General features: G+C 61.4%; 21 protein-coding genes. 3 read left to right on the top strand and 18 right to left on the bottom strand.

From position 1 onward, the window contains the following. Positions 1-61: 61 nt before the first annotated feature. Entirely contained in the window at positions 62-949 is an 888-nt protein-coding gene (locus tag TU75_RS00660; RefSeq protein WP_060548032.1) for a serine hydrolase domain-containing protein, read from the bottom strand. A 237-nt stretch (positions 950-1,186) separates the two neighbouring features. Beyond that, positions 1,187-1,807, bottom strand: a complete 621-nt coding sequence (locus TU75_RS00655; protein WP_015372192.1) for a LysE family translocator — start codon at positions 1,805-1,807, stop codon at positions 1,187-1,189. Between the two features lie 151 nt (positions 1,808-1,958). Between TU75_RS00655 and TU75_RS00650 the strand changes: the two genes are divergently transcribed. From TU75_RS00650 to TU75_RS00640, 3 genes are all read left to right on the top strand, one after another. After that, positions 1,959-2,507, top strand: coding sequence for a GNAT family N-acetyltransferase (locus TU75_RS00650; RefSeq protein WP_015372191.1), 549 nt, complete (start codon positions 1,959-1,961; stop codon positions 2,505-2,507). A 236-nt stretch (positions 2,508-2,743) separates the two neighbouring features. Continuing rightward, a complete protein-coding gene (locus tag TU75_RS00645) occupies positions 2,744-3,226 on the top strand; it encodes a GNAT family N-acetyltransferase (protein WP_060547923.1) in 483 nt (160 codons plus the stop codon). 161 nt (positions 3,227-3,387) lie between these two features. After that, positions 3,388-3,855: a DUF1203 domain-containing protein gene (locus tag TU75_RS00640; RefSeq protein WP_060547922.1), complete on the top strand. Its 468-nt coding sequence runs from the start codon at positions 3,388-3,390 to the stop codon at positions 3,853-3,855. A 775-nt stretch (positions 3,856-4,630) separates the two neighbouring features. On the opposite strand, the gene TU75_RS00635 is transcribed toward TU75_RS00640, so the two are convergent. The 16 genes from TU75_RS00635 to treZ form a co-directional block, all read right to left on the bottom strand. Continuing rightward, the gene (locus tag TU75_RS00635; protein ID WP_060548031.1) at positions 4,631-5,173 is read right to left on the bottom strand and encodes an ATP-binding protein; all 543 of its coding nucleotides are present in this window, start codon (positions 5,171-5,173) and stop codon (positions 4,631-4,633) included. A 149-nt stretch (positions 5,174-5,322) separates the two neighbouring features. Further along, positions 5,323-6,009: a tetratricopeptide repeat protein gene (locus tag TU75_RS00630; RefSeq protein ID WP_060547921.1), complete on the bottom strand. Its 687-nt coding sequence runs from the start codon at positions 6,007-6,009 to the stop codon at positions 5,323-5,325. Between the two features lie 15 nt (positions 6,010-6,024). Continuing rightward, positions 6,025-6,699 (bottom strand): hypothetical protein, encoded by a 675-nt coding sequence (locus TU75_RS00625; RefSeq protein ID WP_060547920.1) that lies wholly within the window; start codon positions 6,697-6,699, stop codon positions 6,025-6,027. Positions 6,700-6,737: 38 nt separating this feature from the next. Further along, entirely contained in the window at positions 6,738-6,899 is a 162-nt protein-coding gene (locus TU75_RS27260) for a hypothetical protein (RefSeq protein WP_156422772.1), read from the bottom strand. A gap of 79 nt (positions 6,900-6,978) precedes the next feature. Beyond that, positions 6,979-8,124 carry a sensor histidine kinase gene (locus TU75_RS00620; RefSeq protein WP_060547919.1) on the bottom strand — a complete coding sequence of 382 codons (1,146 nt, stop codon included), beginning with the start codon at positions 8,122-8,124 and terminating at the stop codon, positions 6,979-6,981. Between the two features lie 147 nt (positions 8,125-8,271). Further along, positions 8,272-9,765, bottom strand: a complete 1,494-nt coding sequence (locus tag TU75_RS00615; protein ID WP_060547918.1) for a methyl-accepting chemotaxis protein — start codon at positions 9,763-9,765, stop codon at positions 8,272-8,274. A gap of 171 nt (positions 9,766-9,936) precedes the next feature. Then, positions 9,937-12,096: a TonB-dependent siderophore receptor gene (locus tag TU75_RS00610; RefSeq protein WP_060547917.1), complete on the bottom strand. Its 2,160-nt coding sequence runs from the start codon at positions 12,094-12,096 to the stop codon at positions 9,937-9,939. Positions 12,097-12,447: 351 nt separating this feature from the next. Then, positions 12,448-13,209: a PIG-L deacetylase family protein gene (locus TU75_RS00605; protein ID WP_060547916.1), complete on the bottom strand. Its 762-nt coding sequence runs from the start codon at positions 13,207-13,209 to the stop codon at positions 12,448-12,450. A 191-nt stretch (positions 13,210-13,400) separates the two neighbouring features. After that, on the bottom strand, positions 13,401-14,000 hold the full coding sequence (locus tag TU75_RS00600; protein ID WP_060547915.1) for an SAM-dependent methyltransferase: 600 nt from the start codon (positions 13,998-14,000) through the stop codon (positions 13,401-13,403). Then, positions 13,997-14,755 carry a PIG-L deacetylase family protein gene (locus TU75_RS00595; protein WP_003230552.1) on the bottom strand — a complete coding sequence of 253 codons (759 nt, stop codon included), beginning with the start codon at positions 14,753-14,755 and terminating at the stop codon, positions 13,997-13,999. The genes TU75_RS00600 and TU75_RS00595 overlap by 4 nt, the downstream gene beginning before the upstream one ends. Further along, on the bottom strand, positions 14,752-15,750 hold the full coding sequence (locus TU75_RS00590) for an acyl-CoA dehydrogenase family protein (RefSeq protein ID WP_015372181.1): 999 nt from the start codon (positions 15,748-15,750) through the stop codon (positions 14,752-14,754). The genes TU75_RS00595 and TU75_RS00590 overlap by 4 nt, the downstream gene beginning before the upstream one ends. A 1-nt stretch (position 15,751) precedes the next feature. Then, positions 15,752-17,908: a glycogen debranching protein GlgX gene (gene glgX, locus TU75_RS00585; RefSeq protein WP_003230557.1), complete on the bottom strand. Its 2,157-nt coding sequence runs from the start codon at positions 17,906-17,908 to the stop codon at positions 15,752-15,754. A 119-nt stretch (positions 17,909-18,027) separates the two neighbouring features. Further along, complete coding sequence (locus TU75_RS00580; protein WP_060547914.1) at positions 18,028-18,315, bottom strand: DUF2934 domain-containing protein; 288 nt, start codon at positions 18,313-18,315, stop codon at positions 18,028-18,030. Positions 18,316-18,338: 23 nt separating this feature from the next. Then, a complete protein-coding gene (locus TU75_RS00575; RefSeq protein WP_060547913.1) occupies positions 18,339-21,089 on the bottom strand; it encodes a malto-oligosyltrehalose synthase in 2,751 nt (916 codons plus the stop codon). Then, a complete protein-coding gene (malQ, locus tag TU75_RS00570; RefSeq protein WP_060547912.1) occupies positions 21,086-23,170 on the bottom strand; it encodes a 4-alpha-glucanotransferase in 2,085 nt (694 codons plus the stop codon). Before malQ ends, TU75_RS00575 begins: the two co-directional genes overlap by 4 nt. Then, on the bottom strand, positions 23,167-24,912 hold the full coding sequence (treZ, locus tag TU75_RS00565) for a malto-oligosyltrehalose trehalohydrolase (protein ID WP_060547911.1): 1,746 nt from the start codon (positions 24,910-24,912) through the stop codon (positions 23,167-23,169). The genes malQ and treZ overlap by 4 nt, the downstream gene beginning before the upstream one ends. Positions 24,913-24,916: the final 4 nt, after the last annotated feature.

Raw genomic sequence — 24,916 nt, 5'->3', positions numbered from 1 at the left:
GGGTCGCAACCGGGCGGTCGGGTGGATGTCTTTTTATGGCGCATGGCGCAGCAGGGTGTCTTCAGCCACCCTGACGCAGAGCCCGCTTCAGTTGCTCAACAACGTAGGCTTCGACGGCACCTTCGCTGGCACCCGTTTCAAAAGCAGCACAACACACTGATTTTTCGCCATCGCAGAGACGGTAGACAGCAATGACACTGCCTGGCCCGCCGCCTGTGTGTCCACACAGGGAATATCCGCCTTCAATCTTCCCCTGCATCACGCCAAGGCCATAGCCCGGCGTGAGCCAGGGGCGTCCGGGAATCGGACCACCCAGCGTTCGTGCGGTTTGCATTTCCTCAAGCAAGCGCGTGGAGAGGAGGCCTGCGCAGAAGAGTTGATCCAGAAATAACGCGGCCTGCGAAATCTGGCCGATCAGCAGACCGTGGTAAACCCATGCGGGGTCATACTGTAGGGCACTTCCAGAAGCGGTCGTTTGCATGTCCGCCCGCGTTTTTGCAAAGCGAACGTTCGATAGGCCAAAAGGGGAAAGCGCCCGTTGAATCACCGCTTCCTCAAGGGTCATATCGGTCAGCCGTTCAATCAACCTGCCGACGAGTAGATAGCCGACATTGGAATAACGCCAACCGCTTCCGGGTTTGTATCGAAGTCGAGTACCGTCAAGGCGGTGCATCATTTCATCGGCCGGCCATGCTGGCTCATTGTTCTTCACAGCAGCGTGATAGGCCGCCAGTTCGCCGTAATCAGCCAGACCTGCCTCATGCCGCAGTAGCTGGCGTAAGGTAAAGAGCTGATCAGGAAGGGGGTCGTCCAACCCGATCAACCCGTCACGTACCAATGACAGGGCTGTCGCAGCCAGGACTGTCTTCGTGAAGCTCCACCAGGGGACCATCAGTTCTGAAAGGGCAGGCGTCAGGGGTTGACCATTTGATAGAAGTGAACTGAACATTGGCTTCTTCATGTTGAGCGGATCGACAGCCTGCGGCGACTGGTAACGGACCGCAGTTTTCTGAATGCACTCGGCGTCATGCCGAACTCCGCCTGAACGCTCTGGAAAATGCTTCAGGGCTTTCGAAACCCGCTTTGGGTCGAAAACTTTCCATCGCACGCTGACTAACTTCGGCTTACAGCGGGCGATCAATTTCCGTGTCAGTTGCCTCATCAACCAGGTGACCGGAGATTAGGCTCAAGCCCGGCGCGCCATCAACAATACCGTTGCAGCCGCCGACAACAACGCGGCACAGCACCGATTGAATATCCGCTTGCCGCGTGGCGCTGCGAACCAGCGCCGCATGTGCAGGCCCATGTAGGCGTAAGCGCTGATGGCGATGCATTCCATGACCAGAAACATCGCACCCAGCAAGGCAAATTGCGGCGTGACAGGTTGGTCGGGGGCCACGAATTGCGGAAGGAATGCAGTGAAGATCAGGATCGCTTTCGGATTGCCCGCCGCGACCAGAAACTCCTGACGCGCCAATGCCCATAGACCTGCCTTATTGACCTGAGTTTGCGCATCGGCCAACGGGTTTGCGCGCCACAGCTGGAGCGCCAGGTAAAGCAGATACGCTGCCCCGAGAATCTTTATCGCGTAGAACAACAATTCCGAGGTTTGCAGCACCACCGCCAACCCGGCCGAGGCGAGAGCGATCATACCGGCGAAGGCCACCAGGCGGCCGACACCGGCCAGGCAGGAAATGCGGTAGCCGTATCGGGTGGAGTTGCTCACGGAGAGCAGGTTGTTAGGGCCGGGCGCCATGTTCAGGGCGAAGCACGCGGGGAGGAAGAGAGCGAGGGTGGAGAGGTCCATGGTGGCTCCGGGCTCGTGAGACTGAGAGGGATCAGGATAAGGTGCGTTAAGGCGTTCGGGCAATCGGCCAGCCGTGGAGATGAGCAGCCAGCAACTTAACTTTCTCGGTTCTACTCAATCAAACTTGGCTATCAATGAACCAGGAGAGGTTATGAAATACTCGGTGGAAGGCAACTGCCTTCGAACATTGGAACGTAACGATTTCGAGTTGATCAGCCGTTACGAAAAAGCGAACCGTGCGCATCTGCAGCCCTGGGAACCCCTGAGGGACGAACAGTATTTCACCATTGACAACGCCAGGGCCAGAATCGAACAGCAGGTGGAAAGCATGGAAGCCGCAGCGTCCATGTTTTTCCTGTTGCTTGACACCGAGAGCGGAGAGCTTCTCGGTCGATGTAACTATACGAATATTGTGAGGGGCGTTTTTCAGGCGTGTAATCTCGGTTTTTCATTAGCCGTATCTGCGCAAGGCCGGGGTTTAATGAGAAAGACACTTCAGATCACTAACCGTTATTGTTTCGAGCAGATGGGGCTTCACCGAATCATGGCCAATCACTTGCCCAGCAATACCCGAAGTGAGCGTCTTCTAGAATCACTGGGGTTTGAAAGGGAAGGCTGTGCGCGTGCCTATCTGAAGATTGCAGGGGTGTGGGAGGATCACACGCTGAGATCTTTGATCAATCCGTTGGACTGTTTTTAAGTGCCGCTACGGAATCTTCTCCTGGCTCTTAACCGGGCAGATTCAAGCGGCGCAAATGTCTCCAGCGTTTTCTCTCGCCGGCCGTACGCGCATCGCTGACTGGATCGCCGAGCTTGTACGCGACGGCGATTCTCTTTCAGCCGCGTGGCACTGTGCCCGGTAGTGAAGCCAAACTAGGAACCCAATATCAGGCTCTCTATACTGGTTATCCCTGGACGGTAGTTAGAGCGCCAAATATGCCCGTCATATTCAATCAAAATCCCCTCATCATTTTGGTCCTGGCTCAACAAAACGACTTGGACAATCTAGTGGCTATTCGAATTGAAGCCATGCGCGAAAGTCTGGAACGTGTTGGGCGATTCGATCCCGTGCGTGCGCGCGAGCGATTTCTTGGCGGCTTTGAAGCTCGCAACACGCGCTACATTGAGGTATCTGGAGAGAAAGTTGGTTTTGTAGTGGTCAAACATCACCACAATGAACTCTTGCTCGACCACTTGTATGTGAGACCGAGCGCGCAAGGATCAGGTATAGGGTCAGCTGTTCTCACTCAGATTTTCAAAGAGGCGGATGCCGCTGCGCTCCCCATTAAAGTTGGCGCTCTCATAGGAAGCGCTTCGAATCGCTTTTATATCCGCCATGGCTTCCAGTTCATCGAAAGCAGTGAATTCGACAATTATTATGTTCGTCAGAGTGTTCCGGCGATTGGCCCATCTTGCTAGCTCGATATGATGCACCTCGACGACGTTTTGACAGACTCTGGACCGGTTAGCGAAGGCCTGAACGGCCGGTCGCGGCAGTTTGAATAAAGCAGCAAGAATCGGATAGCAGGTACGGTACGAATTCCAGTCTGATAAAACTTCAAGCCCATAGGAGTTCGATCATGGCGTTTCGTATCACTGGCCTTTCCCCCGAGCCATTCCAGTCACTGTTTGGACTGCCCGACAAAGATCTCGCATCGCTCGGGATAAAGCGTTACATCGTCGACAGCCACCCAGGCTTTCCTGACCGTATCGAAATGAAGGATGCGCAGCCAGGTCAGAGCGTGCTTTTACTCAACCATGTCAGCCAGCCCGCCAACACGCCATACCGCGCCTCACACGCGATCTTCATACGGGAGTGGGCCACCCGGGCTTATGACGCAGTCGATGAGGTACCCGAGTCTATGCGAATCCGCCTGCTATCCCTTCGCGCTTTCACTGATGATGGAATCATGCTCGACGCCGACATCGCTGATGGCGTAGCAATGGAAACGGTCGTTATTCGGATGTTTGCCAATCCAGAGGTTGGTTACATTCACGTGCACAATGCCAAGCAGGGTTGTTACTCCGGGCGGATAGATCGGGCTTAGTCGACGCAGGTGTTGGTGGTTGGTTCTTCTTTTGGCTTTGCTGGGCAGCGACGCGCTGGTTGCTGCCCGCCGCGAACGGCAGAAATCGGTCAATAGCGGTCAGTCGTCCCTACGAAATTTTGGACGATTCAGCGTGCTACCTGAGGGCAGTAGCTTGTTAAAGGAGTTGGGCAGCATCTTCATCGGTGTCACGACTATGCACAGCTGTTATGAAAGTGATACACAGGCCTGTGCAAGATTATTGGCCGGAAGGCGAGCCCGCGCTGATGCCCGTCGGCGCCAGAAAATAAGGAGATTGATCATGTGGCTCAAAAATGTGGCATTTGCGCTGTTGATTTGCCCCCCTCGTCACCGCATGTTTCAGCGAACCTTTTCAGCCCCCTACGGCTGATGCTGACTTATGGGAGAAGCCCGGAGCGAGCAGCAATGATGTCTTGGCGTCCATGCTAGCTTGCGGTGAGAAGAATGGCTCCGGCATCGATCCTAATGCCAGCTTCCAAGAGATGGCCCAGCGATTTGTATGTATGAAGCGTGCGGGCTATACCCGGCGTGACGGTTTCGACATCTGTGCGTTGCACCCGAAGGAGCCGTTGAAGGCCTGTGAGTCGGCGCAATGAAGCCATAAAGGCGTCGCACGGTATTGAGGGAGTCGGCATTGAACTCTTTAGGGTGAATTAGCCCAAATATTTATAGATACATGCAACTGACTGCGTCCGACCCGAAGCGGGCATTACTAAAGCGTGTTGAGTCGTGCCTCAGCCGTTCCGTTCTCGAGCTATTGCGCTACTTGCGACAAAGCATGAATGACATCCGCAACCATCTTTTCAGCACTGTTCATCCCGTCAATCCGTAAGACCGGAGCGGTCTGCTCTGATAGCCACGCCTCGTGCCACGCCCGGTTGCGTCCTGAAAAGTTCGGATCGTCATACTGCGAAGCCCATTCCCGAAAGGCTACATGTATCTCATGCATGTCACCGCCCGGTGCTATCCGATCTCCAAAACGCTCCTTTTCACGGGCGGCCAGCCGTTCAAGGCGAGTGGGTGTTGGAGTTACAACGAAAACAATCAGATCGACATGGGTAATCAGCGCTTCTCCCCAGATCATGCAAGAACCGGTCAGCACCCAATCGTCATCACCGAACTTTTGCTGGATCAATGACACGCGCTCACTGGGAGTTCGCTTGGTCGTAAAAGGAGGGTCAGTGGGCATCCAGAAGTAATCATCGACATCGACCTGGCGTACACCGAGCAGAGTTGCGACGTTTTGACCCAAAGTAGTCACGCCCGCACACGAAGCACCTGTAATGTAAATCCGCAATTTGTCCTCCATGAATACAAGTCTTTTTCGAGGCAGGCAATATATCCCTTACTCGATTGGTCTCACTTTTTTCTGGGCTGCAAATGACTGCTTCTGGCCGATTACAGCCCTTCATAAAAGCCAGCAATCAGCCAATAACCACCCTCCGGTTACAGCACCGATATCCCATATTCAGCAAGCTTGGCCTTGTGCTTCTCCTCCACGTATTTCTTTTTAACGATCTGCGAGAACTTCAGGAAGTCAGCCTTCGCGCTGTCCCTGTCTCCCAAATGGTCGTAAGCGATCCCGCGCGCATAGTAAGCCCAAGCAAAATCCGGCTGGCGTTGAAGGCCGGTGCTGAATGCTTCAGCGGCTTCTCGGTACTGACCCAGGTCTGTCAGTGCAAGGCCCAGGTGATAGTAGGTCGGCATGTGGAAGCCCGAGCCTTTTCCGGCTTCTCCCAGACCGTTGTCCAGGTTGTACTGCACCAGTTCAAGGGCTTTTTTCGGATTGCCAGCGTCGCGATACATGGCACTCAAGTCCAGGTTGTCGCGTGGATCAGGCTTGGTCGCCAATTGCAGGGATTTCTCCTTGGCTGTAACGGCTTGGGGGAAATGCTTGAGGTTGCTGTGGGCGTCCGCCTGCAACGCGTAAACCAGACTTTGCAGTGAGGCGGGCAGGGTATTTTTTTGCAGGCACAAGTCACCTTCCTGCAGCACCAGAGGGTAGTTCTCGGCTTTGTAGGCCTTGAACTGAGTTGCGCAGTGCGCAAGGTTGGCTTTTTGCGGGTTCTGCATTCCGGCACATCCGGTGAGGATGAAGACGCATGCGATGAGTGCGGGCCAGCGAATAGTCATGAAAAAACTTCCTTGTCAGTCGAACAGCCGAGCGTTGAGGTCTGGGCGATAGACCTGCAAAAGCGGTGCGGTCACAGTCCCTTGCAGCGAGCAGAACACAGTGGTGTGCCCCGTGAGCGGCGGTGTCTCGTCGCCCTTGTCGACCATGAACACGCGGTCTACGAAACCAAACGGCGTGGCGACGCCAGGGCCGGTCAATCCTTGGGTGCGCCATTGGCCAATCGGGTCACCGACGCGGCGAATTTCGGCGCGGGCGATGGCTTTTCCTTCGCTGATAAAGCGTGTGTTATCGACAATCAGCGGCTTGAGTTTTTCGGCCACTTCTTGCGGCGGACCATCGGCTACAAAACCCCAGAACAGAAAATTGCCCACGTCATTCATGGTTTGGGCCTGGTTGTAGTATCCGATCATAGGCACGCCGTTAACGATCAGGGGTTTTTCGAACCGTTGATAGGTGCCACCTTCCTGCAACGGGTTCAGGATGGTCGGCGCCTTGACCGAGCCGTACTGACTCAGGCGTAAGGTATCTGCCGGCAGGCGGGCGTCGCGCAGGCTCTCGAAAAAATGCGCATCGCAGCGGGAGAATTCGGTCAGGAGCTGTTCGGGCGTGGTGACGACCTGAGTCTGAGCGGCATTACAGGCGGCGGTGACGGCTAGTAAAGCAACGCCAGAAAAAACGGATCGGAACATTTGAAATCATCCGTGAAGTAGGAACAAAAGCTGTCGGCTTACACGTCGCGAACTTTAGCAAAACGGAACTGCGAACAAAACGAAGCAACCCCAAGCAGAATATCGGAATGCCAAGCGTCGGCGAGCTCACTGAGAAAACCGTGATCGGCCTGAGCAGCAGCGACTTCACCGGGCAAATGCTGCTGTTTGCGCGTAAACATGAACGTGTCCAGGCGTTGGGCAATCCTTGTGCCGGCGAGGTGCTGTCGCGTTTGAAGACATATTGGCCGTCACGCGGCCTCAGGCAATGGTGGAGCCGCCTTTATCGAGCGGCAGCTTCACCCGAAACACCGTGCCCTGATCCGTGTCGGAGCTGACCTCGATCGAGCCACCATGTGACGCCACGATTTCCGACGCGATAAACAGGCCCAGGCCCAAGCCTTCCGTGGGGCCGTGATCAATCGCCGTGCGCTGGGAGAACCGGCCCATCGGGTTGAAGATGAACGGCAGCACGTCCTCGGGTATCGCCGCGCCACGGTTGTGCACCGAGAACACGGCGCAGTCCTCTTGAGTCGTCAGCTCGACCTTGATGGGGCGGGCGGTGTCGCCGTGCTGCACCGCGTTGCTGATGATGTTCGAGAAGACCTGTTCCATCCTTGCACCATCGAACCGCCCGGCGACCGGTGACGGTATGTCGAGCACGATCCTGGCCTCGGGATGAAATGCCTGGATTTCCTCAACGACACGACCGCAGAGCGGCGCGAGGTCGACCGCTGCGGTTCTGACGGGGATGCCCGGTCCCATCTGGCAGCGGGTGAGATCAAGCAGGTCGCCGACAATCTGGCTCGCGCGGCGCACGCTGGTGTAGATCTGATTGGCGACTTTGGTCGAGCGGGCGTCGGCGCCTTCCGTGCGCCTGAGGACGTCGGCTCCCAGCATGATTGCGCCAAGCGGGGTGCGCAGGTCGTGGCCGAGTATGCCCAGGAACACGTTGCGCGAGGCCTCGACCGCGCGCGAGTAGCTGGCGATGGACTCGGCGAGTGCCTGATCGATGGCCTCGTGGAAGCGGGTCATGTCGTCCACGTTGATCGGCGTGCCGTCCTTGACCTGACGCATCCACTGGCTGACCACACTGGTTCTGAGGGCACGGTATTCCGAGACCATCTGGTCAATGGTGAAGCCCGCCATCAGTCGCGTGATGGCGTGGGTTTCGGCGGCGGTTTCTTGCTCATCCACCGGGCCATGCCCCTGGGCTTTGGCCGTTTGCTCGCGGCGTGATTGTCGGGTGCGCAGGTTCGTCACGATGGCCCGCAGCATCTGTTCGGCATGGTCGCGCAGCGCAATGCTGTCGAGCTCGGCGCCCGGCGTCTTGATGGTTCTGGCGAAATCTTCCCAGGCCTGCAGAATCGGCTCGAGGTTTTCGAGGATGAAATCGGGCAGGCGCATGTCTTGAATCCTGATGGGAGGCGATGCAGAGGCGCGCAGAGTAACCCATGTGGAGAGAGCGCTTGCCTCCGATTGCGGTGTATCAGCCAAAGATGTACGGGCTGGCCCACCGCAATCGGGCGCAAGCGCCCTCCCACAGGTTGATCGTCAGGGGTGAAACCTGCGCCCCAGCGCATCCAGGCGCACGGCAATCGGTGGCAGGCGCTCGCTGCTGCGGGCCAGAGTTTCCACGTCATCAGCCGTGCTTTGCGCAATGCTCTGCACCGACTGCAGGCGTCCGACGATCTCAAGATTCGCCGAGGACTGGTCGCGGGTGGTGCTGACGATGCGCCCATTGAGCGCGTCGATGTGGGCGATGTCCTGACCCACCGCCTGCAACATCTCGACGGCCAGCCGGCTGTCTTCCACGCAGCGCTCCACGCCTTCGCGGCTATCGTGCATGGCGGCGACGGCCTGGCGGCTGCCGTGTTGCAGGCCTTCGATGATGGTCTTGATTTCCTGGGTGGAGAGGGCGGTGCGCTGGGCCAGGCTGCGCACTTCATCGGCCACCACCGCAAAGCCGCGGCCTTGCTCGCCGGCCCGGGCGGCTTCGATGGCGGCGTTGAGGGCGAGCAGGTTGGTCTGGTTGGCAATGCTGCTGATCACCTCCAGCACCGAGCCGATCTGTTCGGCCTGGCCGGCCAGGGATTGCACGGTGGATTCGGTGCCGTTGATGTGGGACGCCAGCTGGTTGATCTCATGCCGGGCACGGCTGACGCTCTCTTGACCACGCACGATCTGGCGGCTGGCCTGACCGGCATGCTCCACGGCCTGTTCGACCTGCACCGTGATGTGGCCCATGGCGTCTTCCATGCGCTGCATCGAACCGGTCATCTCGGTGATCTCGGCCAGTTGATGCCGAGCGCCTTTTTCCAGGGTGCCGCTGGCGCTGGCCAGTTCCTGGCCGAGCTGCCCCAGGCCATGGGAATCGCGGGCGACGCCGTCGATCAGAAGGGTGAGCTGTTGCAGGAAGTGGTCGAACCGTTTGGCCAGGGACACGTGCACCTTGCCTTCGGCGTGGGCGCTCTCGGCGCTGAACTGGGAGGTCACTGCGAGCATCTTCTCGAGCATTTCCTGACTCTCGACCGCGTCGGTGTGACTGTGCACCGCGAGGTAGAGCAGCGCGACCGTTTCCATGACCACATAGAACGCGTGCACGAAGACCATCGTCCAGCCGCCATGATGCTCCATCACGAACACTGGGAAGCCCTGATGCTGCAGGGCGTGGAACACCACGTGATGCACGGCGATGGTCGCCGCAGCCACCAGGATTGGCAGCCAGTCTCGGTAAAAGGTCAGCACGGCCAACAGCGCAAAGATCCCGAAGTGCGATTCGATCACGCCCTGGGCCTGGTTGATGTGCAGCGCGGCCATCACCATCAGGCCGGCCCCCAAAGCGCAGCGCATCAGCCGGCTGCCACCTATGGCGCGGTACAACACGGTGAGCACCAAACCGGTGCCGCCGCCGACCGTCAGTGCCTGTATCAGGGTGTCATGCCAGAACGCCAGGCCCAGGGAGAACAGGAACATCAGCCAGATAAGCGCCAGCATGATGCGGTCGGCCTTGCGGTAGTGCTCCAAAAAGGGGCTGGGGACGGGCATTCACGTTTACTCCTTGTGGTTTGGCCAGGAACAAAGCATGGGGCGTGCCAGCGAGGGCCGCCTGCTGAGTGAAGCGAATCGTTGTTTTTTTGCGCTTCAGGGGCGTTATCGGCCAGCGCGGGCGGGACTTTAAGCCAGCAACGGCTGCCCGGGCGGGCAGCCGAAGGAGGGTCAGAAGCTGTACTTGGCGGTCAGCATCATGTTGCGAGGGGCACCATAGGAATCGCCGCCATAGTCGACGGAGTTGGCGATGGTCTCGTAGTACTTGCGGTCGAAGATGTTGTTGGCGTTGAGCTGCAGGTCCAGATGCTGATTGACCTGGTAGCCGGCCATGAGGTCGGTGACGGCATAGGCGCCCTGTTTGAGGCGGTAGCTGCTGCCATCCGCCACAGTGAGGTCGTTGTACATGCGGCTCTGCCAGGAGATGTTGCCGCCCACGCGGAGTTTTTCCAGCGGGCCCTGGAAGTTGTAGCGCGTGGTGAGCTTGAACAGGTGTTCCGGAGTGTCGGTGTCGAACTGCTTGTTCACGGTCTGCGGGTTGGCCTGGTCCTTGATGACGTGGGTGCGCGCATAGGTGTAGCCACCGCCCACCTGCCAGTGTTCGGTGAGGGCGCCTTGCAGTTCGAAGTCGATACCCTGACTGCGAATTTCGCCCGAGGCCTCAGCGCAGGAGGCCTGCGGGCAGTTCGGCACCACCACGTCGACGGCGCGGTTCTGCTGGTCGACGCGGAACAGCGCCACGCTCCCGTTCAGCGCGCCACCCAGGTATTCACCCTTGATGCCCACCTCGTAGTTCTTGCCGATGATGGGCCTGACCGGCGTGCCGGACGTGTCCTTGGCCGTCTGCGGGGTGAAGATGTCGCTGTAGCTGGCATACACCGAATGATGGTCGTCCAGGTCATAGATCAAGCCGGCGTAGCGGGTGAGGTTGCGGGTGACCTTGTAATCGCCGTCGCCATCATGGTTGTCGTAGTCGTACCAGTCCAGGCGCGCGCCGAGGATCAGCTTCAACGGGTCGGCCAGGCTCAGGCGCGTGGTCACGTAGACGCCGTCCTGGGTGGTGACTTCACGACCGTTGGACGTGTGGACGAAGTCCGGCTTGCCCGCGTTGAGCGGCCAGTTCATGTCGTACGGCGAGTAGCTGTGGGTGGTCAGGTCGTAGACGCGACGGCTGGCTCCTACCACCAACTCATGGCTGCGCCCCAGCGCCTGGAAGGGGCCACTGACAAAGGCGTCGAGGCCCGCCTGGTTTTCATCCGCAGCAGACTGGTAAACGGTGCGGGCCAAGGTGTTGTTGGTCCAACGGGATTGATAGGAGCCAGAGAACAGGGCGTTCTGTTCGGCGTAGTTGGCATTGACCTGCAGTTTCCAGTCGTTGGCCAGTTGCTGGCGCAATTCGGCAAAAACCGTGTTGATTTCCTGGTCCTTGTTCTCCCAGCGTGTACCGGGGTTGTAGGCGCGCGACAGGTTCAAGTGGTGACCGTCCTGGCCCACCATCGACGAGCCCCAGAAGTAGTTGGTCTTGTCCTTCTGGTTGGAGAAACCCAGGGTCAGGCTGGTGTTTTCGCTTAAGTCCGCTTCGGTGACTGCATAGAACAGCCCGTGATAATCCCCGACATTGTCGATGAAGCTGTTGGCGTCGCGGTAGGAGGTCACCACCCGGCCGCGCCAGGTGCCGCTGTCATTGAGCGGGCTCGAGGCGTCCAATTCGCCACGGTAGTTGTCCCAGGTGCCGGCCGCGCCAGTGAGCGTGACTTTCTGCTCATCCAGCGGCCGCTTGCGGATCAGGTTGATGGCGGCTGACGGGTTACCCGCGCCGGTGACCAGGCCTGTAGCACCACGCACCACCTCGACGCGGTCGAACATCGCCAGGTTCGGCTGGGCACCCACGTTGACGCCGTTGTAGCCGCTCGGGATGCCGTCGTACATCAGGTTATCGATGTCGAAGCCGCGCGCGGTGTACGACTGCCGGCCAGGGCCGTTGGAGAAATTCAGGAACAGCCCCGGCGTGGCGGCGACCACGTCATTGATGCTGGTCATCGCCTGGTCGTCCATGCGTTGACGGGTGACAACGGTGACGGCCTGCGGGGTTTCACGCAGGGTCAGTGGCAGCTTGGTCGCGGTTTTCATCGCGCCGGTGGTGTAGGACTGCGTGCCCTCGGTGGTTTCGCCCAGTTGCCCCTCGCCGGAGACTTGCGTGGCGCCCAGTTCGATAGGGCCGGAGGAGGGCTCGACATCGGCGGCAAAGGCCGCATGTGAGCTGGCGAGACAGATGGCCAGCGCGATCAAAGTGGGTGCGAAAACAGCGGTGCCTTGTTGTTGCACAGACATGGAACAAACTCTCCCCGATGCGCCTTCCCTGGCGAATAATAAAACGGTTGATAATTATTCGCATCAGTGTGACAGAAGGTGTCCGTGCAAAAAAGCCTTTGCGCAGAATTGGTTAACGAATTTTTCACATTAGTCTGGCGTTTAAAATGCCAGGGGCGAGGGCCAATGCGGTTGAGTTAAGTGCAGATTCCCCCATGGGAGCGCCGGGGCGACTTGCCCGCGAAAGCGTTGTGTCAGTGAGCATCAATGTTTGCTGGGCCGACGCCTTCGCGGGCAAGCCCGCTCCCACATTTGATCTTCATTGCTTCAAGCATTGCGTTCGCTTAACTGAGCGGGACTGGGGCCAGGGAGCTAAACGAACACGATCTCGAACGGTTCGCGCATGCGTTCGAGCAGGTCATGGGCGAGCAGCGGCGGCAGGCCGATGGCGGGGTCGCCAGCCAGTTGGCTGGCGAAGGCGTGGGCGGCGTGCAGTTTGCGTGCAACGCTCCAGGTGTCCAGGCGCACCTTGCGCGCGCGCAGCCAGGGCATTGTCGAGCCTTCACGCACCGGACTGTGCCAGGCCCACACCGGCAATTCGTACAAATGCGCGCCGACCAGGTTGCAGGCTATTGCGCAGGCCCGCCCGACTGCCTCGTGGTCGGGCGTACCGTCGTGGCGCCAGGTGGTAAAAACCACGTCACCGGGTTGCAGATAACGCGCGATAAATTGGCTCACCGCGTGTTCATCAGCGGCCAGGCCGCCGTCACGGAAACCGCCGCGAATCCATTTAAGGCTGTGCAGCGGCATACCCAGACGGCGCAACGCTTCCACGCTTTCCTGGGGCCGCACCACGCTCAACCGGCTGGCCGGCCATACCCGCGAACCCGGATGGCTGGCACTGCCGTCGGTGATGGAAATCAATTGCAGCGGATGGTCCAGCAGGGTCAAGCGCTGCAACAGGCCACCGCAGGCCAGTACTTCATCGCCCGGGTGCGGCGCGACCACCACCACGCGGGCACCTGGCGGCACCAGGGCGTTGGGATGAATGACGGGGATCTGCGCCAATTGCGGCGCACTGTTCCAGACTTGCGCGGGACCACGGCGGCCGTCACGCAGGGAAGCGGGATTCATGGGTGACACATCCTTGTCGAGTGAGCTCGGTCGCCACCGCTTGCGGCAGGACACTGGGGGTAGCCGCCGCAGACTCCATTGCGACGAGTGCCTGGCGTTCCAACCCTGGAATGTCAGTCAGGCGTTGTCAGCATAGACAAGGATCTGGAGTTTTTACATGGTGTGACGACGATTTTTCGAAGCGGCCCTGATCAGCACAGTCCTTCTTGAGCGGCGACCGAGGTGCCGTCGCGGCTCCACAGGTCGAGGATAAAATCCGCTTCATGGTGCATCAGCACGCGCGGCATCGCCAGGCGCTGGTCGAGCAGGGCATGCACCTGTTCGGCGGTCTGCGGGCAGCCTTCAATGGCCGGGCGCCAGTGGCAGGCCAGCAGTTGGCCGTTGGCGGTGAGCGACCCGAGGGCGTGGTCGATCAAGCGGCCAAGGTCATCGGCATCCAGGTAGTAACACCATTCGCTCAATACAATCAGTTCAAACCGGCCCTCGGGCCAGTCCTGCGGCAGCCGACTTTGCTGCACCCGCGCGTGGGGGAATTCCTGCAGACGGGTTCTCGCCAGGGCCACCGCCGCCGAGGCGGTGTCGCAGCACAACAGCCGGTCACAGCGTGGCGCCAGCGCAGCGCTCAGCTCGCCGTTGGCACAGCCGGGTTCGAAGATCGAGGCGTAGTGCGGGCGGGTCAAGACCGCCAGGGTCAGCGCACGTTTGCGTTGCTCGTACCAGCGTTGGCGGAACGCCCAGGGGTCATCGTTGCCGTCGAATAATTGATCGAAATAGGGCGTGGCGACACTCATACGAACACCACTTCAAAAGGTTGCAGCAGCCGTTCGACCACATGGGGCGCCAGAACCGGCGCCAGGCCGATCTGCGCGTCACCCTCCAGTTGGCTGGCAAACGCATGGATCGCGTGGCGCTTGCGGGCCACCGCTTCGGGGCTCAACGGGATCTTGCGTGCGCGGTGCCAGGGCACCTGGCTGTCCTCCGGGGTCGCCCAGTGCCAGGTCCACACCGGCAGCTCGTAGAGCGTAGCGCCGACATGCTCGGCAGCCTTGGCGCTGGCGCGACCGACCGCTTCATGGTCGCAATGCCCATCTTCGCGCCAAGTGGCGAACACCACATCATCAGGCTTGAGGTAGCGCTGGATGAACGCCACCAATTGCGCTTCGCGGGCGGCGACCTTGCTGTCGGTAAAGCCTGCGCGCAGCCATTTAAGACTATGCAGCGGCACCCCCAGGCGATGCAGGGCCTGGGCCGACTCTTGCGGGCGCACCACACTCAAACGCTCCACCGGCCAGCGTTGCGAACCCGGATGACTGGCGCTGCCGTCCGTGACCGAAATCAGCTGGATCGGCCGGCCCAACGCGGCCAAGCCTTGCAGCAGACCGCCCGTGCCGAGCACTTCATCGTCCGGGTGCGGCGCGATGATCACGGCGCGACACCCTTCCGGCACCAGTTGTTCGACGCTGATCTGGGGCAATCCGGCCATGTGAGGTGAGTTCTGCCATTGGTGCAAGGGCGTGCCCTGGCCGACGATCGGGTTGGGTTTCATAACTGCCACCTCCCGGACGGCTCGCCCGCCACCAGCTCGCCGAGCGCGGCGAGGTCACGTTCGGCATGGCTTTGGCGCACGTACACCGGCAGGTCTGCCATCAACTGGGCAAAATGCGGATCCTTGCAATAAGGCCCGGCGCCGACGGCACGGCCGACATGCTGGATCACCTGTTCGGTCATGTCCTCGATGCTGGCGCGCGCCTGCTGGGCCAATATGCGCGCGTCAGCCAGAGGCGCCTGGTCGATTTGCCAGGCACTGGCGCGCAGCACACAGGCGGCGCTGTTCAACGCACTGTCGATTGCACCCAGGTGCGCCAGGGCATGGGGTTCAGGGCGCTTGCCGCACTGCTCGCGCAGCACTTCGGCCAGACGCTGCGCGCCACCGTACCAGCACGCGGCAATACCGACGCCGCCATGCCAGAAGCCCGGCCGCGCGAGATAATCTCCAGGTTGGCCGATGGCAATGCCCCAAGCCTCATTGAAAACCACCTCGACACTGCCGGTGGCCGCCATGCCCACCGCGTTCCAGCCTTGATCGGTCACCGTGACGCCGGGCTGGTGCATCTCCACCGCCACCAGTTGCTGGCGATCCTCTTCATCCCAGGCGGTGAGCAATCCATGGCTGACCACCGCCGCGCCCGAACACCACGCCTTGCGCCCCTCCAGCAGCAGACGCTGGCCCGCCTTGCGCACCCGCACTTTCGCATCGGGCGGTTCGGCGGCCCACATGCCCCATGTGCTGCCCAACGGCGGCAGCGGGCAGCGCAACTCGGCCATGATCGCCAACGCGTCGGTGTGGCCCTCGAACAACTTGCACAGGCGCAGGTCATGCCCGGCCACCTGCGCCAGGCGGCTGAACCGCTCCAGGGTCTGCCCGCTGCCGGGCAGCGGGAGTTGATCGAGTCCTTCTTCCTGAAGTGCCTTCAGGGCATCACCCAGGGCCTGCGTGTCCGCATAGCCCCGGTAGCCGCGAAGGAATCCGTGCAAAGCCATCTCACACCTCATCGTCTCGCTGAAGTTCGAACAATAGCAGCGAGCGGCCGGTCACGGCGTACTCGTGTTCAAAGTCAAAGCGTTCCTGACCGCGCACCGCCGGCTCGTTGGTGTCCAGCATGCAGGTCCAGAACTGACCTTCGGGCACGTGAGGCAGGCGGAAATTGACCAGGTCGTGGTGCGCGTTCACCACCAGCAGCAAGGTCGCATCGGCGCCGGCACGACGAATGCCGGTTTCCTGGGCGCGACCATCCATCAGCATGCCCAGGCAACGGCCGTTGGCGTCCTGCCATTGTTCGGTGCTCATTTCGTTGCCATCCGGCGCAAGCCAGGTCACGTCCTTGACACCGATGTCCTCGTTGTAGTCGCCGACCAGGAAACGCCCGCGACGCAGGATCGGGTAGGCCAGGCGCAGCTTGATCAGACGCTTGACGAACTTGAGCAGGGCCTTGCCGTCTTCGTCCAGGTCCCAGTTGACCCAACCGATTTCGCTGTCCTGGCAATAGGCGTTGTTGTTGCCGTGCTGGGTGCGGGCAAATTCATCGCCGGCAACGATCATCGGTGTGCCCTGGGCCAGCAGCAGCGTGGCGAAGAAATTGCGCATCTGGCGCAGGCGCAGCGCGTTGATTTCCGGGTCTTCGGTCGGGCCTTCGACGCCATGGTTCCAGGACAGGTTGTTGTTGCTGCCGTCCTGGTTGTTCTCGTCGTTGGCTTCGTTGTGCTTGTCGTTGTACGACACCAGGTCGTGCAGGGTGAAACCGTCGTGAGCGGTGATGAAGTTCACCGAACTGTACGGACGCCGACCACGGTGGTTGAACATCTCGCCCGAAGCAGTCATGCGCCCGGCAAAGTCGGCCAGTTGCGCGTCGTCGCCTTTCCAGAACGCGCGCACGGTGTCGCGGAAGCGGTCGTTCCATTCCACCCAGCCCGGCGGGAAGTTGCCCACCTGATAGCCGCCGGGGCCGCAATCCCAAGGCTCGGCGATCATTTTCAACTGGCGCAGGATCGGGTCCTGACGGCAGGCCACCAGGAAACTGTGGCGCTCGTCGAAGCCGTCACGGTAGCGGCCAAGAATGGTCGCCAGGTCGAAGCGGAAGCCGTCGACGTGCATTTCGGTGGCCCAGTAGCGCAGCGAGTCGGTGACCATTTGCAGCACGCACGGGTGGCTCAGGTCCAGGGTGTTGCCGGTGCCGGAATCGTTGATGTAGTAGCGCTTGTCGTCGGGCATCAGGCGATAGTAGGAGGCGTTGTCGATACCGCGCATCGACAGGGTAGGGCCGCGCTCGTTGCCCTCGGCGGTGTGGTTGTAGACCACGTCGAGGATCACTTCGAGCTTCTGCTCATGCAGGTGCGCAACCATCTCCTTGAACTCGGCAATCTTGCCGCTGGCGAGGTAGCGCGGGTCGGGGGCGAAAAACGCGATGCTGTTGTAACCCCAGTAGTTGGTCATGCCTTTTTCCAGCAGATGCTGGTCATTGACGAAGGCATGCACGGGCAACAATTCGACCGAAGAGACGCCCAACTGGCGAATGTGCTTGAGCACATCATCTTCCATCAGGCCGGCGCAGGTGCCGCGTACCGATTCCTCGACCGAGGGGTGGCGCATGCTGATGCCGCGCAGGTGGGTTTCATAAATGATCGTACGGTCCCACGGCACACGCACCGGCTGGTCATTACCCCAGGTGTGCGCCGGGTCGATGACCTTGCACTTGGGCACGAAAGGCGCGCTGTCACGTTCGTCAAAGCTGAGGTCGTCGTCCGGGTGGCCGATGGTGTAGCCGAACAGCGCCTCGGACCATTTCAATTCACCCACCAACTGCTTGGCGTAGGGGTCGATCAACAGTTTGTTGTGGTTGAAGCGATGACCGTTGGCCGGGTCGTAGGCACCGTACACGCGATAGCCGTAGATCAGCCCTGGATGGGCGTCAGGCAGGTAGCCGTGGAAAATCTCGTCGGTGTATTCCGGCAGCTCGATACGCTCAAGCTCCACTTCGCCGCTGTCATCGAACAGGCACAGCTCCACTTTGGTGGCATTGGCCGAAAACAGTGCAAAGTTGACGCCCAGGCCATCCCAGGTGGCGCCGAGCGGGAAGGGCAAACCTTCACGGATCCTCGACGGCTCGTTCTGCGTCGGAGGGTTTTTGTCGGGCTTGCTCATGGTGTTGCTCCTGCAATGGTCTTTTTCAGGCCGAACGCGGCCATTCTGACGGAAATTCAGCTGACGGTCTGGAAGGTAAAAACACCGCTTGGCGACCGTGTCGACAAGCGGTGTGGAGGTCAAGGCTTTGGTTTTTTCGGCGCCGGCGGCTTTTTCGCCGCCGGGGCAGCCCTTTTGCCGGCCGCAGCGGGTGCCGGCTTGGGCTTGGGCGCAGCTTTAGGCGCGGCCTTTGGCCCGGCTTTGGGTTTGTCTTTGTCCGCAGGCTTGCTCTTGCTCGGCGTCAACGCCTCGGCTTCGGCCAGCTTGCGTGCCATCTCCCAGTGGCGAGCGTCGTCACCATGGGGCTTGCCTTCGGATTCCCAGATCTGATGCGCCAATTCGCGAATGCGTTTGTCTTCATTACTCATCACACACTCCTCACAGAAAATGTTCAGCTTTCTTGAATATCAGGATTGATAAAGACATTGACCGGGAAATCCCCCAGGGCAGTGCTGATCAACAGCTCCTTGTCTGGTGTGACTGCGCCTGTATGAAAAAGTCCCTTCCAGTTTTGCGTTGGCGCGTTGAACGGTAATTTCACCCGCGTATCGCCCCAAACCTGCGCAGTGATGGTGGGATGCACACCGTTTTCAAGCAGGCGCTGCGGCCAGCGTGGCACCACCACCAGCACCTGTGTTCCGGCGTGCTCGCGGCAGAATGCAACCACATGGTCGGCGTGTTGCCCGACCACTTCCAGCGGCGTGTAGCTGCCGCTGCGGAACACCTCGGGATGGGCCTTGCGCAAGGCCAGCACCTGGGCGATCAACGCCTGCTTGATCCTTCCGTCACGCCAGTGGAACAACAGCTCACCAGGATCCGGCGGCGTGTCCAGCGAGAGTTGCCGTGCGCTGAAATCCACCGGGCGACGGTTATCCGGGTCCACCAGGCTGAAATCCCAGAACTCGGCGCCCTGGTACAGGTCCGGCACACCCGGCACAGTGACGCGAAGCAAGGTTTGCGCCAGGCCATTCAGGGCCCCGGCCGGTGCGATGGCCTGGGCGGCGCTGCCGATGGCATCGCGCAGTGCGCGGCCGTCGTCGCTGAGCAACAGGCGCGAGAGAAACGCTTCCACGCCTTGTTCGTAAGCTTCGTTGGGCGCGCTCCAGCTGCTTTGCAATTTGGCTTCACGCAAGGCCTTCTGTTGCCATTGCCACAGGCGTTGCTGGTAGTCGGTAAAGTCCGAGCCCATGTCCAGCGGCCAACTGCCCAGCAGCACCTGGTACAGGATCAACTCGTCGCCGGCGCTGGGTATGTCGGCCTCGCTGCGCAAGGGCGCGGCAAGGGTGCGCCAGTGTTCCACCTGCTCGACATACCACGGCGCGCACTCGCTGAGCACCGCCAGGCGCGCGCGGGTGTCTTCGCCGCGCTTGTGATCGTGGGTGGCGGTGGCCAGCAGGTTATCCGGAAAAGCCTGCAAACGTTGTTGGTTGACGGCATGGAAGGCGTCGAGCGGCGCGCTGAACTGCTCGGTACTGAAGCCCACATCGTTGCGCGACAGCAGCACCACCGAGCGATAGAACGCGGTGTCTTCCACGGCCTTGGCGGCGGCGGGCGACGTCAGCTGCTGGAAACGCACGCAGGCATGCTTGAGGATCTTGCGTTCGCGGCCCACCGGGCGATTGCGCCACGGCTGGCCGCCGAGCCACTGTTCGAGGTGGTCGAGCACGGGCCAGTCGTTTTCGTTCAAGGTGCTGCGCGCACCGTCCATGGCCTGTTGGAAGATTTCGTCGTCAGCGGCGCTGCGGCCACGGGCGCTGATGTAAGTGCGGTACACCGGGAAGTGCACGATCAGTTCCTGCAAGGCCCGGCGAATGGCGCCCAGGGTCAGGTCGCGGGTCATCACGTCGTCGCGCGCCACCTGCAGCAGCGCCTGGGCGACGCTTTCGAAGTCACCGCCCAGGGAGCCATTGAGAATTTGCTGGCGCGCCAGTCGGGCTTCCTCGATAAACGCCGAAGGCCGCTCGCTGTGACGGGTCCACAGCTCGGCCAGCGGCGCAAAGCCTTGCGGGTCGTGTTGCAGCAGCGATAGCTGGTTCATGAATTCGTAGCCGGTGGTGCCGTCCACTTGCCAGTCTTCGCGCAGGGTTTCGCCTTCGCCAAGGATCTTCTCGACAAAGATCGGCAAGTGCCGGGCCGGTGCCAGCGAGTCCACCCGGCGGCGCAGCTTGCGGCAGTAACCGCGCGGGTCGGCCAGGCCGTCGATGTGGTCGATGCGCAGGCCGTCCACCAGCCCTTCGCTGATCAGCTCGAAAATCTTGCCATGGGTGGCTTCGAACACCGCCGCACGTTCCACCCGCAGGCCGCCCAGCTCGTTGACGTCGAAGAAGCGCCGCCAGTTGATATCGTCCGCCGCCGTGCGCCAGCTGGCCAGGCGGTAAGCCTGTTGTTCGAGCAATTGGTGCAGGCGCTTGAAGCCCGCCGGTTCACGGCTGTCGAACGCCGCCAGGCGCTGCTCGATGGCCGGCAGCACTTCGGTGGCACGCTCGGCCAGCGCCTGCTTGAGCCAGGCGGCTTCGGCATAGGCGTCGTCCTGATGGGCGAGGGCGCTGAAGCGCTCGGCGAGCGGTTTGAGTGGCTCGTCAGTGCCCAGGATCATCGCGTAGTCGCGCGGGCAGATCGGGAAGCGGTGCTCGTAATGCTCGACGTAGAACGCACCGTGCCGGGCGTCAAACAACAATTTAAGGGTGCCGGTCTGCAGGGCTTCGCCGTAGTCGCTGCCCAGAAACGGCATCAGCAACTGGCCCTTGAGCAGCGGGTCCGGCGAGTGCCACTGAATGTCGAAGAATTCGCTGTAGGGGCTCAGGCGACCCCATTCCAGCAGGTCCAGCCACCAGGGGTTATCGGCACCGCCAACGGCCATGTGGTTGGAGACGATATCGAGGATCAGCCCCATATCGTGCTCGCGCAGGGCCGCGACCAGCCGGCGCAGGGCCGCTTCGCCGCCCAGTTCCGGGTTGACGCTGGTCGGGTCGACCACGTCATAGCCGTGCATGGAACCGGCGCGCGCACTCAGCAGCGGCGAGGCGTACAAGTGGCTGATGCCCAGCCTGGCGAAGTACGGCACCAGCGGCACCGCGTCATCGAGGGTAAAGCCTTTATGGAATTGCAGGCGCTGGGTAGCGCGCAGAGGCAGTGCTTTCATCGGTCACGCTCATAGGCTTGGTTGCGCGCCACGGCCAGCAGTTCCAGGCGACGCGCGGCGCCGGCATTGTCGAGCAGGCTCGCGGCCTCGCCCGGCAGACGGCGGCGCCAATTGGGATGGGTATCGGTGGTGCCGGGCAGGTTGGGTTGTTCTTCGATGCCCAGCGCATCTTCCAGCGGCAGCAACACCAGCGGCGCACGGGTGTGGCCCAGGTAACGCACGCTAGCGTCGATCATGTGATCGGTTTCGTTGCGGATCTCGTCGACGAAGTTCTGCGGGTCCTGGCTGAGGGCCTGGCGCAGCGCCTGGCGTTCGCGCAGGCGGTGCTCGCTCCATTGCTCTACGGTGGGGGCGTCGATCAGGCCGAGCTGGACGTTCCAGTCGATATCGCGGCTGTGCCACCAACCATTGAGGGTGGGCAGGTCGTGGGTACTGGTGGTCGCCAGGGCGTTGTCCGGCCAGTCGAGAATCGGCGTGAACCGGCCCTCATGGTTCTGTTCGAACAACAGCACGCGCATGCCGAGGATGGAGCGGCTGCTCAGTTTTTCCCGCAGGCCGTCGGGAACGGTGCCGAGGTCTTCGCCCAGCACGATGGCCTGGTGGCGGTGCGACTCCAGCGCCAGCAGACGCAGCATGTCGTCCACCGGAAAATACAGATAAGCCCCTTCGCGCGGCGAGGCGTTCATGGGGATTACCCACAGACGCTGCAGGCCCATCACATGGTCGATGCGCAGGCCACCGGCATGGGCGAAATTGGCGCGTAGCATTTCGATGAAGGCACGAAAGCCGTTGCGCTTGAGGCCTTCCGGAGAGAACGCGGAAATGCCCCAGCCCTGGCCTGCACGGTTGAGAATATCCGGCGGCGCGCCCACGGTGAGGTCGGCGAGCAGTTCATCCTGGCGGCTCCAGGCCTGGCTGCCGCCGCCGTCGGCGCCCACGGCCAGGTCGGCGATCAGGCCCACGCCCATGCCGCTGCCGCGTGCGGCTTGTTGCGCACGTGCCAGGCAGCGCGCGATCAGCCATTGGCTGAAGGCGTAGAAGCCGATTTCGTCGCGGTTATCCTCGGCAAATTGCGCCAGTGCCGGGCTCTGCGGCGTGCGCCAGTCCTCGGGCCAGTGGCGCCAGTCGAGGTCTTCCCCGGTAGCGGCGCGCATCGCTTGTACGGCCTCAAAACGGCAATGGTTTTCCAGGGCTTCGCCACCGGCCTGGCGAAAGCTCAGGAAGTCGGTGTGCTGTGGGTGATGGCCGTGGCGAAAGTCTTCATACAGTGCGCGCAGCAGGCGCTGTTTGGCGTTGGCCGCGGCCGGCCAGTCGATCAGCGTGTCCTGTTCGAGCCGGTGCAGTTCTTCGTCCAGGCCCAGGGCCTCAATGGCGTCACGCACTTCCCGTTCGCCAAGGATGCTGGCGGGCGAGGCGTAAAGGCTGTTGAGAAACAGGCGGCTGGACGGCGAGTAGGGGCTGTAGCTGCCGGTGTTGGCGCTGAACATCGCGTGCATCGGGCTGATCGCCAACGCATCGGCGCCGCGTTCGGCAGCGGCGCGCACCAGGTTTTCCAGGGCCTGGGTATCGCCGAAACCGCCATCGCCGAGACGCCGCAGCGAATACAGCTGGGCACTGAGGCCCCAGGCGCGGGCAGGGTGGGTATCGACCGCTTCGGCCACGCTGTAGCAATGGCGGGGCGCCACGGCGAGCGTGAACGCTTGGTCAGCGATACGCACCTGGTGATACCCGAGCGCGATCACCCCTGGCAGCACCGCGTTATCGTCCAGGCGCAGCTCAAGGGTTTCACCTTGTTCCAGGTTCACTCGGCAGGGCGTGTCAGGGGCAAAGAAGCGCGCCAGGTCGAGGCCGTCGCCGCTTTCGACAGTCAGCAGGGGCGGCAGGTGTTTGTCGTGTTGCGCCTGTTCCAGTTCATGCAGGCTGGCGTCGATCTCGGCATCGTTGTCGGCCGGGTGGCCGAGGCCTTTCAACACGGCACGCAGGGCGTCGGCGCTCACACGTTGCGGGCGGCCGTTTGCGTCGATCCAATCGACGGCCAGGCCCGCGCGGCTGGCGAGGATTTCCAGGTTCGCTTCGCTCAAAGGTGATCTCCAGCAGGGGATAAGGTGACGCGTGCGCTGCAGGGCGGCAGTTGCCCATCCTGGCTGGCCGGCGTTTGAAAAATAACCGCGCCTGATGCGGCACAGTCCAGCGCCGTGGCGCCCAGGTTCAGGTCGATTTGCAGGATGCTGCCATCGCCCAGGCGCCAGCGCGCCGTGACGGCCGCGTCAGCCAGCACTTGAGCGCCGAGGGCGACGGCGCCAGGCAGGTGCGGCACGATGTGCTGGTGGCGCAGCTTCAGCAGGTGTCGATACAGCGCGGCCTGTTCGTTTTCGGCAAAGGTGGGGGCCGAACGGGTGAAGGTCGACAGCGCATTCGGGTCGGGAATGTGTTCGCGCCGTTCGGGATCCTGGAAGGCGGCGAAGTCGGCAAACTCGTTGCGCCGGCCTTCGCGCACGGCTTCGGCCAGGTCGCCATGGTGGTCGGTAAAGAACAGGAACGGCTCGCTTGCGTTGACTTCGTCGCCCATGAACATCAGCGGAATCATTGGCGACAGCAGCAACAGGGCTGTGGCCGCGCTCAGTGCCTGCGGTGAGCAGAGCTGGTGCAGGCGCTCGCCCAGGGCGCGGTTGCCGATCTGGTCATGGTTCTGCAAAAACGCAACGAAGGCGGTGGGTGGCAGATCTGCGCTGGGCTCGCCACGGGCATGTCCGTGACGCGTGGTGTGGCCCTGGTAGATAAAACCTTCGCCCAGGCAGCGCGCCAGTTTGGCCGTCGCGTCCTGTGCAAAGTCGCTGTAGTAGGCGTCGGTTTCGCCCGTGAGCAACACGTGCAGTACGTTGTGGAAGTCGTCATTCCACTGCGCATCGAAATCCTGCCGCAACAGGCTGGCCTGGTTGAGTTCGTTTTCCAGCATCAGCCACACATGACGCCCGGTGTCCACCTGCTGACGCACGCGTTGCGCCAGCTCCTGGAGGAAATCGGGGTTGTCGATGGCGTGCACCGCGTCCAGGCGCAGGCCGTCGAAACGGTATTCCAGCAGCCACATCAACGCGTTATCGAGAAAGAAGTCGCGCACTTCGCGGCGATTGAAATCGATGCCCGCGCCCCAGGGGGTGTGCACTTCTTCCTGAAAGAAGCCTGCCGCGTACTGGCCCAGGTAGTTGCCGTCCGGGCCGAAGTGGTTGTAAACCACATCGAGGATCACGGCCAGGCCGTGTTCGTGGGCGCTGTCGATCAGGTGCTTGAGCTGCTCGGGTGAGCCGTAGGAGGATTGCGGTGCGTAGGGCAGAACCCCGTCGTAGCCCCAATTGCGCTCGCCGGGAAATTGCGCCAACGGCATCAGTTCGATCGCCGTGACGCCCAGCGCGGCCAGGCGCGGCAAGTGTTGTTCAACCGCCGCGTAGCCGCCGAGTGCGCCCACGTGCAGTTCGTAGATCACCGCCTCGTGCCACGGGCGGCCTTGCCACTGGCTGTGTCGCCACTCATAGGCGAGCGGGTCGACTACCAGGCTCCAGCCGTGTACATCGTCGACCTGAGCCCTCGAGGCGGGGTCGGGTACGTCCATTTCCCCATCGATGTTGAAGCGGTAGCGTGTCCCCGCGGGGCACGCCACTTCTGTCTCGAACCAGCCGTCTGCCTGGGGCAGCATGGCGATGGATTTACCGTGTTCCAATTCAACGCTGACATAAAACGCGTCTGGCGCCCACAGGGCAAAACGCGTGTGTTGCGCGTCCAGCATGATTGCGCCGTGGGGCCAGGTTTCCAGAGTCCGTAACGGCATCTAC

Origin of the sequence: Pseudomonas poae (assembly GCF_001439785.1) — a bacterium.
GTDB classification, from domain to species: domain Bacteria; phylum Pseudomonadota; class Gammaproteobacteria; order Pseudomonadales; family Pseudomonadaceae; genus Aquipseudomonas; species Aquipseudomonas poae.
Note: the sequence above shows the minus strand (reverse complement) of the source record. Positions and strands in the feature narration are given on the sequence as shown.

Excerpts from the sequence above, each read along its gene's own strand:
- TU75_RS00640 (WP_060547922.1), top strand. The coding sequence starts at position 3,388 with ATGGCGTTTCGTATCACTGGCCTTTCCCCCGAGCCATTCCAGTCACTG.
- TU75_RS00620 (WP_060547919.1), bottom strand. The coding sequence starts at position 8,124 with ATGCGCCTGCCCGATTTCATCCTCGAAAACCTCGAGCCGATTCTGCAG.
- TU75_RS00650 (WP_015372191.1), top strand. The coding sequence starts at position 1,959 with ATGAAATACTCGGTGGAAGGCAACTGCCTTCGAACATTGGAACGTAAC.
- TU75_RS00575 (WP_060547913.1), bottom strand. The coding sequence starts at position 21,089 with ATGAAAGCACTGCCTCTGCGCGCTACCCAGCGCCTGCAATTCCATAAA.
- TU75_RS27260 (WP_156422772.1), bottom strand. The coding sequence starts at position 6,899 with ATGTTTACGCGCAAACAGCAGCATTTGCCCGGTGAAGTCGCTGCTGCT.
- TU75_RS00605 (WP_060547916.1), bottom strand. The coding sequence starts at position 13,209 with ATGAATCCCGCTTCCCTGCGTGACGGCCGCCGTGGTCCCGCGCAAGTC.
- TU75_RS00630 (WP_060547921.1), bottom strand. The coding sequence starts at position 6,009 with ATGACTATTCGCTGGCCCGCACTCATCGCATGCGTCTTCATCCTCACC.
- TU75_RS00600 (WP_060547915.1), bottom strand. The coding sequence starts at position 14,000 with ATGAGTGTCGCCACGCCCTATTTCGATCAATTATTCGACGGCAACGAT.
- TU75_RS00610 (WP_060547917.1), bottom strand. The coding sequence starts at position 12,096 with ATGTCTGTGCAACAACAAGGCACCGCTGTTTTCGCACCCACTTTGATC.
- TU75_RS00590 (WP_015372181.1), bottom strand. The coding sequence starts at position 15,750 with ATGGCTTTGCACGGATTCCTTCGCGGCTACCGGGGCTATGCGGACACG.
- glgX (WP_003230557.1), bottom strand. The coding sequence starts at position 17,908 with ATGAGCAAGCCCGACAAAAACCCTCCGACGCAGAACGAGCCGTCGAGG.
- TU75_RS00615 (WP_060547918.1), bottom strand. The coding sequence starts at position 9,765 with ATGCCCGTCCCCAGCCCCTTTTTGGAGCACTACCGCAAGGCCGACCGC.
- TU75_RS00645 (WP_060547923.1), top strand. The coding sequence starts at position 2,744 with ATGCCCGTCATATTCAATCAAAATCCCCTCATCATTTTGGTCCTGGCT.
- TU75_RS00625 (WP_060547920.1), bottom strand. The coding sequence starts at position 6,699 with ATGTTCCGATCCGTTTTTTCTGGCGTTGCTTTACTAGCCGTCACCGCC.
- treZ (WP_060547911.1), bottom strand. The coding sequence starts at position 24,912 with ATGCCGTTACGGACTCTGGAAACCTGGCCCCACGGCGCAATCATGCTG.
- TU75_RS00660 (WP_060548032.1), bottom strand. The coding sequence starts at position 949 with ATGTTCAGTTCACTTCTATCAAATGGTCAACCCCTGACGCCTGCCCTT.
- TU75_RS00595 (WP_003230552.1), bottom strand. The coding sequence starts at position 14,755 with ATGAAACCCAACCCGATCGTCGGCCAGGGCACGCCCTTGCACCAATGG.
- TU75_RS00655 (WP_015372192.1), bottom strand. The coding sequence starts at position 1,807 with ATGGACCTCTCCACCCTCGCTCTCTTCCTCCCCGCGTGCTTCGCCCTG.
- TU75_RS00580 (WP_060547914.1), bottom strand. The coding sequence starts at position 18,315 with ATGAGTAATGAAGACAAACGCATTCGCGAATTGGCGCATCAGATCTGG.